At 51.1% G+C, this 6,348-nt stretch carries 6 protein-coding genes and 1 pseudogene; 2 read left to right on the top strand and 5 right to left on the bottom strand.

Annotation, left to right across the window (positions count from 1 at the left end):
• Positions 1 to 206 (top strand): annotated as a pseudogene (locus Q7J88_RS15055) (hypothetical protein); the annotation flags it as partial.
• On the opposite strand, the gene Q7J88_RS15050 reads toward Q7J88_RS15055, so the two are convergent.
• From Q7J88_RS15050 to Q7J88_RS15030, 5 genes are all read right to left on the bottom strand, one after another.
• Positions 196 to 906, bottom strand: coding sequence for a TorF family putative porin (locus Q7J88_RS15050; RefSeq protein ID WP_303723059.1), 711 nt, complete (start codon positions 904 to 906; stop codon positions 196 to 198). The pseudogene Q7J88_RS15055 and the gene Q7J88_RS15050 overlap by 11 nt on opposite strands.
• 107 nt (positions 907 to 1,013) lie before the next feature.
• Positions 1,014 to 2,396 carry an ammonium transporter gene (locus tag Q7J88_RS15045; RefSeq protein WP_303723058.1) on the bottom strand — a complete coding sequence of 461 codons (1,383 nt, stop codon included), beginning with the start codon at positions 2,394 to 2,396 and terminating at the stop codon, positions 1,014 to 1,016.
• A 256-nt stretch (positions 2,397 to 2,652) separates the two neighbouring features.
• Positions 2,653 to 4,041, bottom strand: a complete 1,389-nt coding sequence (locus tag Q7J88_RS15040; protein WP_303723057.1) for an ammonium transporter — start codon at positions 4,039 to 4,041, stop codon at positions 2,653 to 2,655.
• A gap of 53 nt (positions 4,042 to 4,094) precedes the next feature.
• The gene (locus tag Q7J88_RS15035) at positions 4,095 to 4,433 is read right to left on the bottom strand and encodes a P-II family nitrogen regulator (RefSeq protein ID WP_303723056.1); all 339 of its coding nucleotides are present in this window, start codon (positions 4,431 to 4,433) and stop codon (positions 4,095 to 4,097) included.
• 758 nt (positions 4,434 to 5,191) lie between these two features.
• Positions 5,192 to 5,776, bottom strand: coding sequence for a type II secretion system protein (locus Q7J88_RS15030; RefSeq protein ID WP_303723055.1), 585 nt, complete (start codon positions 5,774 to 5,776; stop codon positions 5,192 to 5,194).
• A 246-nt stretch (positions 5,777 to 6,022) separates the two neighbouring features.
• On the opposite strand from Q7J88_RS15030, the gene Q7J88_RS15025 reads away from it, so the two are divergent.
• On the top strand, positions 6,023 to 6,283 hold the full coding sequence (locus Q7J88_RS15025; RefSeq protein ID WP_303723054.1) for a hypothetical protein: 261 nt from the start codon (positions 6,023 to 6,025) through the stop codon (positions 6,281 to 6,283).
• Positions 6,284 to 6,348: the final 65 nt, after the last annotated feature.

The raw sequence follows: 6,348 nt of genomic DNA, 5'->3' as shown, positions 1-6,348 counted from the left end.
CAGCTCACTTCCTATCGCTTCCTTCAGACCCTGCCGTTGCCAGCAACGCCCTTGCGATTCGGATTGTCTTCCCCCTGATCGGGGCGACGCTTGCTTCTTTCAGCAAGCCGGGTTTGCCAGCTCCGCTGGGCAAACAACAAAAGCCGCTGTCTCTAGGAACAGCGGCTTTTGCACTTCTCAACTTCTGTGAGCAGATCAGAAGCTGATAGTCAGATTGAGACCACCTACGCACTCATCCTCAATCCCCGCGATATCTTCTGCATCATCACTGAGGGCATCCGAAAAAATAACGTACGGGCTGACACTGATCTGCTCGGTCACCGCATAATCTGCGCTGGCGCTCAGCTCGTAATTATGCCAGTCGTCATAGTTGCCGATCGCGTAGTCGCTCTCTTGGTTGTAGCTGATCAGCCCGCCTAGGCTCAGAGACAGGCCTTCGGCCAGTTCCAAGTCGTGCCCGATCGAAAGAGTGTAGAACATCCCGGCCTCATCGGCCTCGTCATAATCGTAGTAAACCGTCAACGTCGGAGCCAAGATTGTGTTCAGGCTGACCCCCAAGTAGAATTCGTTGGTGTCCTTTGCTCCATCGAGCGCATAAAAAATATTGCCGACGCTAAGCGAAACCATCTCGCTCGGATCGAAGCTGTAATCGATGGTGTAGTCAGTCTCGTTCAGCTCACCGCTATCCAGATCAAGATTGCTCCAGTAGCTCAAGGTAAAACCTTTGAAGCTTACATCCATCCCGCCTTGAACAACAGGGTCGCTGTCGCTCAGATCAAATCCACGCCAAAGATACATACTGCTGATACCAACATAGGCATCACCTTCGATTTCGATGGCGGCCATGGCCGGGGAGACCAGAACAAACAACAGCAGAGCAATAATTCCATGTGCCAAAAATTTCATGTTTTCATTCCTTCCTTTTTCATTCTTTTGCAATGGGGATCGAATAGAGCTGGCAGCCCCCGATGGGTGCCAGCCAATAAACACAAAATTAACTTTCAAAATCAGCTCTATTTGGCCGGTTTTGTAGCAGTGCTGGCTGCCACCTGCGCTGCCATCTGGGTACCGAGGACCCCACTGCCGCCGCCAATGCTGACCGATTGAAAATCCGGATAGGCTTCCATCCCGATCTCGCTCATGTCGCAACCGATCAGTTCTTCTTCAGCGCTGACGCGGATACCGATGGTGTACTTGAGAACCAACCAGACAACCGAAGTGGCTATGACCACAAAAGCACCGATGGCCACAACTCCGATCAACTGGGTAACGAAGCTGGCTTCGCTGTCAGTGATAGGCACAGCCAAGGTACCCCAGACACCGCAAACCAAGTGAACCGAAAGAGCACCGACAACATCATCAATCTTCAGCTTATCGAAGAACGGAACCGCAAGAACAACCAAGACACCACCGACTGCACCGATCAGGGTTGCAGCACCAAGGCTCGGGGTCGCCGGACCAGCAGTGATCGAAACCAGACCAGCCAGGGCACCGTTGAGGCCCATGGTAACATCAACTTTCTTGTAAAGCATCTGAACCATGATCATCGCAGCGATCATACCGCCACAGGCGGCCAGGTTAGTGTTCGCAATAACATTACCCATCTCGATAACCGAAGCTGCGTCGCCGAGAGCCAGCACCGAACCGCCGTTAAAACCGTACCAACCCATCCAGAGAATGAAGGTACCAAGGGTAGCCAGAGGAATATTGGAGCCAGGCATCGGGTTGACGCGGCCGTCTTTACCGTACTTGCCTTTACGTGCGCCAAGGATGATGGCACCGGTCAGAGCGGCCCAGCCGCCGACCGAGTGAACCAGTGTCGAACCAGCATAGTCAGCAAAACCCATTTCCGACAGCCAACCGCCACCCCAAGCCCAGGAACCCTGGATCGGGTAGATGATACCGCAAAGGACAACGCAGAAAGCAAGAAACGACCAGAGTTTGATCCGCTCGGCGACACAACCGGAAACGACCGAACAGGCGGCACCGCAGAAGACCATCTGGAAGAACCAGTCGGATGCAGCAGAATAGCCAGCGGCGTAATCACCGGCCAGAGCAGCAGCATCGTCAGCAGCCCAGGGACCGAAAGAACCGATAAAACCACCGTCAACACCAGCGTACATCAGATTGTAGCCAGTAATATAGAAGAGGATACCAGCAATACCGAACAGCGAGATGTTCTTCAGACAGATAATGGCAACGTTTTTGGAGCGGACCAGACCGGACTCAAGCATACCGAAGCCGGCGGCCATCCACATAACCAGAATCCCCATCACCAGGAAAGAGAAGGAGTTCAGGATGTAAGTCATTTCCGAAACTGGTGCGTCTTCAGCGAGGACCAGAGTGGGCAGGCCTAACAAGAGACCGGCAACCAAAATAGAATTGAATTTCTTCATCTTCTTTTTATCTCCTTTGATAATTTTTCATCCCCTCAATCAACCTCTGATCTTAGGGATCCACTATAACTCGCCGGACCAGCAAATAATTTGTGCAATTTTTCGAGTGAACGAATCCAGCCAGTTCAGGCTTACGCCATGTGATTTTGAATCTTATTGTTGTTCAGAACCGAAATATGAATCTGCGATTATCTACAGAGAAGCCACTGCCCGTTTTACGGGCAGTGGCACTCTAATGTTTTAATTCGTACTAAATTCAGCTTTGCTTGGCCGGTTGAGCCGATGCCACCGGAGCAGTCTTTGAGCTCTCGCCACCGTTATCGGAGGGAGTGAAAACAGAACCGAGGTGCACAGTGTGGAAGTCCGGATAAGCACTTGCCCCATGCTCGCTGAAATCGAGTCCTGCCAGTTCCTCTTCTTTGGTGACACGCATCCCGATCACCAGATCGATGGCCTTGAACAGAATCAGGCCGGCAACGAATGCCCAGGCGAAGCAGGCAGCGATACCGATCAACTGCACGCCGATCGTGTGCAGCGAGAAACCAGCCGTATCAAAGATACCGGCAGCCAGGGTTCCCCAAGCGCCACAGACACCGTGGACCGAAACAGCACCAACCGGATCGTCAACCTTAATCTTATCGAAGAAGAGAACCGAGAAAACAACTAGCACGCCAGCAACCAACCCGATGATCACTGCAGAAGCAGCCGAAACATTGGCGCAGCCTGCGGTAATGCCGACCAATCCTGCCAAGGCACCGTTGAGGGTCATACCGATGTCGCTCTTGCCGTACTTGATCCAAGTGAGGGCCATAGCAGCAACGGCGCCAGCAGCGGCAGCCATGGTGGTGGTTACGGCGATCAGTGCGATCGAGGTATCGCCAGTGGTGGTGGAGCCGGGGTTAAAACCGTACCAGCCGAACCAGAGGAGGAAAACACCGAGGGCGGCTATCGGAATATTGTGACCAGGGATAGGCTTGACATTGCCATTCTTGTCATACTTACCGAGGCGCGGCCCAACAACGATGGCGCCAGCCAGAGCCAACCAACCACCAACCGAGTGAACAACCGAAGAACCGGCGAAGTCGATGAAGCCCAAACCTTCCAGCCAGCCTTGCCCATTGAACAGGCTGCCCCAGGCCCAAGAGCCAAAAATAGGGTAGATCAGTGCCGAAACAAAGACCGAGTAGACGATGTAGGCGCTGAACTTGGTGCGCTCAGCGACTGCGCCAGAAATGATTGTGGCGGCCGTAGCGGCAAAGACTACCTGGAACATCCAGAAGGCATAGTTCCAAGCTTCGCCGTCGCCGCTAGCACCACTGAAGAAGAAATCGGTGGTCCCGAAAAAGCCATTGGTGGTCCCGAACATCAGGCCGAACCCAACAGCCCAGAAGGCCAGAGCACCAACCGAAAAGTCCATCATATTCTTCATCATGATGTTACAAGCGTTCTTAGCGCGGGTGAAACCCGCCTCAACCATGGCAAAACCAGCCTGCATCAAAAAAACCAGAAATGCGGCAATCAAGGTCCAGACGAAGTTCAAGTTGTTCTGTACCGCATCAGCGGTTAATGGGGCATCTTCTGCCAGGACTAGAGCGGGCAGGCCCAGCAACAGGCCGACGATCAGAATAGGGAAAAATTTCTTCATGACGTTTAGTCTCCTTTATTTAAATACAGCCTAACTTCCAGCATTAAACGCTTTTAGAGTGAATCGACGCCGGTTTCGCCGGTACGAATCCGGATTGCCTGTTCAACCGAACGGACAAAGATCTTGCCATCGCCGATCCGACCGGTGCAGGCTTCGCGCTGTACAGCCGCAACCACTTCGTCAACCTGATCGGCGGTAACCACCAACTCCAATTTGACCTTGGGGATGAAATCGATCTGGTACTCTGCGCCACGATACAATTCCGTGTGCCCTTTCTGACGTCCGAAACCGCGAACCTCGCTGACGGTCATGCCGGTGATACCCAGATCACAGAGAGCCGACTTGACGTCGTCCAGTTTGAAAGGCTTGATGATGCATTCGATTTTTTTCATTGCTGTTGTTCTCCTTTCCAGAGGTACACAATAAAAAAGGCGCTCTTAACTCCAAGATTTCTCCTCCAGAGTTAAGAGCGCCGTTGCCCTTTTGCAGTCGTAAAAGCGGAACACCATTGTCCCGACGACTGGTCACTTAAAACCATCGGCCCGCTCAATCGCGTGGCACGTCAATCCGTACAAGCAGAGCATGTGCCAACTTTATAAGTTGCTTATTTTACAGGGACAAATTTTGAAAAATTGACTTATTGATAGTTTTTTGTGCACGAAAAAAAGCCTTCACACAGTGGCAGTGCACAAAAAAGTGGCGATCCCAAAAACGAGAAAGCATCTTGCAGGTGTTTCAAGCACCTGTTTTAATCATCCCTCCCGTTAACTCACGAATAACAGATGCCTCAAACCGATACCAAGACCCACACCAGGAAACCCGTCGAACGCCTCTTTGCCCGCGAGGGGTTCCTATAACTTCGTTACGCCCCTTGAACGAAAAGATGCAGGTTAAGAGGTTGCGGCAGACCCACCAGATGGGTGCAGAGCTGCTGGACTTCCTCACCGACGGGATGGCAACTTCATGAAGCTCCGTCTGTTTGCGGTCAATTTCCTGCTACTGATTTCCATTCAGCAGCAGATCTCAGAAAACTTCCGCGAACAATCCTTCCTCAAAAACAATTTTTCCGAGCCAGAACTGATGAATAAAAAAGCGAAAAAAGTCCTCCTTTTTCCGGCAGCCCTCTCTAAACTAGCGATGCAAAAGAACTTTATTGCGTCGTTCCCGTTCCGGTTTCAGTTCCCGTTCCGGTTTCAGTTCCCGTTCCGGTTTCAGTTCCCGTTCCGGTTTCAGTTCCCTTTTCGGTCGTCTTTATGGACTCGGCCTTCTTCTTCTTAAAATCGAAGACAAACTCCCACTCATTGTACGCCGTCTTCCCGGAAAATTTCTCATTCTCCTGACTGAAGCCTTCCTGCTTGAACGGCTCAAGGGTGCTGCTGCTGCGCACCCCGGTGATCCCACCTGCCGGATCTTTCACTAAAACCCAATCCTCTCCTGTAATCGGATCGGTGTAGAGTTTCCGCAGATGGCGCACCGTTGCCGCAAAGCGGGGATCTTTAACAAGACTATCGAGATTTTGCGGTAACGCCGCCACCCCACCAGACTGAACATTTTTATAATAGGACTCAATCGCATTACGGTACTGTCCACCCCGCCAGAGCAACTCCTGCTCTTTGGCACGTTGAACAATCGTCTGCCACGTTGACCCAGCAATTCCCGACATCAAACCGAGAATAACAACGGCCACCAATACCCCGATCAATGCTACGCCACGTTGGTTGCTAACGAACCTCATCAACCCTTCCCGAAAGAATCAAAATGAATTTGATCAGTTTGCGACCGAGGAATTACGTAGTCACAACCCTTTTAACCATGATCGCTCGCTGGTAAAATGGCAACTTGGATGTTGTTTCTATATCGTAAATACCCAACGCAGCCCGTCAACAAGCTTTACTTGAAGCCGATAACCTGTTAATAAATATATCAATTGAAATTATTTAGCATTATCATTTCCGAGACAGAAAACTTATGGGGGAACACTATGATCACCAAAAAAAACCATCCCAAAATCGAACTCAAAGGCTGGATCAATGTTGAAGGTTCAGACTGCTTGATCACACAAGTTTACCGAGGATATTCCTTTTCTGGGGCATGCGAAGTAGTTACCAATCCCAAACAACCGATCAATAAAGATGTTTGCTGGGATGGCAGTAACTGGGTCTTTTCCGACAAACCGACCTTTGTCAATGCCGCTGAGACCCCTCGTCTGAAAGAATTTGTCGAGATCCTGAGACAAAAATAGCAGCTGAGCCAATTATTTCAATTTCACACTTGGGGCGCGGTAATAAATATCGCGCCCTCGCCTCA

The sequence above is a fragment of the Malonomonas rubra genome (assembly GCF_003247215.1).
Classification (GTDB): domain Bacteria; phylum Desulfobacterota; class Desulfuromonadia; order Desulfuromonadales; family Geopsychrobacteraceae; genus Malonomonas; species Malonomonas rubra_A.
This window is presented reverse-complemented; position numbering and strand designations above follow the sequence as displayed.

Excerpts from the sequence above, each read along its gene's own strand:
- Q7J88_RS15050 (WP_303723059.1), bottom strand. The coding sequence starts at position 906 with ATGAAATTTTTGGCACATGGAATTATTGCTCTGCTGTTGTTTGTTCTG.
- Q7J88_RS15045 (WP_303723058.1), bottom strand. The coding sequence starts at position 2,396 with ATGAAGAAATTCAATTCTATTTTGGTTGCCGGTCTCTTGTTAGGCCTG.
- Q7J88_RS15040 (WP_303723057.1), bottom strand. The coding sequence starts at position 4,041 with ATGAAGAAATTTTTCCCTATTCTGATCGTCGGCCTGTTGCTGGGCCTG.
- Q7J88_RS15035 (WP_303723056.1), bottom strand. The coding sequence starts at position 4,433 with ATGAAAAAAATCGAATGCATCATCAAGCCTTTCAAACTGGACGACGTC.
- Q7J88_RS15030 (WP_303723055.1), bottom strand. The coding sequence starts at position 5,776 with ATGAGGTTCGTTAGCAACCAACGTGGCGTAGCATTGATCGGGGTATTG.
- Q7J88_RS15025 (WP_303723054.1), top strand. The coding sequence starts at position 6,023 with ATGATCACCAAAAAAAACCATCCCAAAATCGAACTCAAAGGCTGGATC.